This window comes from Jiangella rhizosphaerae (assembly GCF_003579925.1).
Taxonomy (GTDB): Bacteria; Actinomycetota; Actinomycetes; order Jiangellales; family Jiangellaceae; genus Jiangella; species Jiangella rhizosphaerae.
This window is the reverse complement of sequence record NZ_QUAL01000236.1, coordinates 1-1432: the sequence shown is the minus strand read 5'-3', so window position 1 is coordinate 1432 and position 1432 is coordinate 1. Positions and strand designations below refer to the sequence as shown.

2 protein-coding genes are annotated in these 1432 nt (G+C 71.2%); both read right to left on the bottom strand.

The annotated features are described in order from the left end of the window. Window positions 1-1076: choice-of-anchor L domain-containing protein (locus DY240_RS22720; protein ID WP_199702096.1), on the bottom strand; the 1076-nt coding region annotated here is incomplete at its 3' end. An 89-nt stretch (window positions 1077-1165) separates the two neighbouring features. Further along, window positions 1166-1432, bottom strand: a 267-nt coding sequence (locus DY240_RS22715) for an LPXTG cell wall anchor domain-containing protein (RefSeq protein WP_119662076.1), incomplete at its 5' end; no start/stop codon positions are given.

Genomic DNA, 1432 nt, shown 5'->3' with positions numbered 1-1432 from the left:
ACGACGCTGACGGTCACCGTGGCCGGCTCGGACACCGCGGTGCCGTCGGAGACGGTGAACGTGAACGCGTCCTCACCGACGTAACCCTCGGCCGGCGTGTACGTGAGATCGGGCGCCTCGCCGCTCAGCGTGCCGTGCTCCGGCTCGGACACCACCTCGTAGCCGAGCTCGTCGCCGTCCTCGTCCGTGCCGGTCAGCGCGATCTCGACCGGGGTGTCGACATACGTCTCGACGGCCTGATCGTCGGCGACCGGCGCATGGCCGGTGTCGGGCAGGCCGGGCGCGATGATCGCGGCGGAGTCGAACACGCCGGTGTCGATGACGCTCGAACCCCCGTCGGCGAGGCCGAGCTTGATGTGGTTGGTCTCGCCCGCGACGACGTCGGCGACGCAGGTCAGCACCGTCGTGAAGCCGTCGAACTGGGTGTCGTGAGGAGCAGCCCCGAGGGTGAGGAGGTCGTTGTCGACGAACAAGGCGGCGTTGGACCCGAGGTTGACGGTGTTGATCGAGACCGGCTCGGCGTCGTCGCCGACGACGGCGCAGTTCTCGCCGTTGACGAAGATCGCGAAGACGTCGGAGTCGACGCCGACGTACTCGTGGTACTCGTCCGAGCCGAACACGTAGTCGAGGCGGAGCTCGTCGCTCGCCGGGACGAAGTCGAACTCCAGCACGGCGGCGTCGTGGGTCACGTCGCCGGCCAGCACCTCCAGGTCGGGGTCGCCGGGTTGGAAGAACTCCAGGCTCGTCGCCGTGGAATCGTTCGGGCCGCGGATGATGCCGGGGGTCGAACTGAACCCGCCGGACGCCAGGACGACGCCGCCGGGGATGCCGAAGACGTCCTCGAAGCCGTCGGCCAGGCCGGCCGCCATGTCGTGGCCGGTGTACCGGACGTTCTCGACGGCGACGTCGTCACCGACCAGCGTCCGAGCGAGGTCCTCGGGCGTGAGGTCCATGCTGAGGTCGACGAGGACCTGGTCGCCGGCGCTCTCGGCCGCGGCCGGCACCGCCGTCGCCCCCAGCATCAGGATGCCGCCCGCGAGCAGCGCGGCGGTTCGCTTGACGAACGGCGATCCCATGGCAACTCCTCGCGGCGCGTCGGACCGGCGGACTGGCCGACAGCATAGCGACAATGCGTCGAGATGCGCCGGAATCGCACGTGCGGGCGTCAGGCCGTGGCGCGGCGACCCCGGAGCAGGAACGCCAGCCCGACGATGCCGAGCAGGGCGGCGGCCGCCAGCGGCAGGCCCGGACCGGAGCCGGTGTCGGGCAGCGGCTCACCGGTCTCGCTCGGCGACGGCGACGGCGACGGCGTGATCGTCTCGGTGGGTGTCGGCGTCGGCGTCGGGGTCGGCTCCTCGACGACGCTGACGGTCACCGTGGCCGGCTCGGACACCGCGGTGCCGTCGGAGACGGTGAACGTGAACGCGTCCTC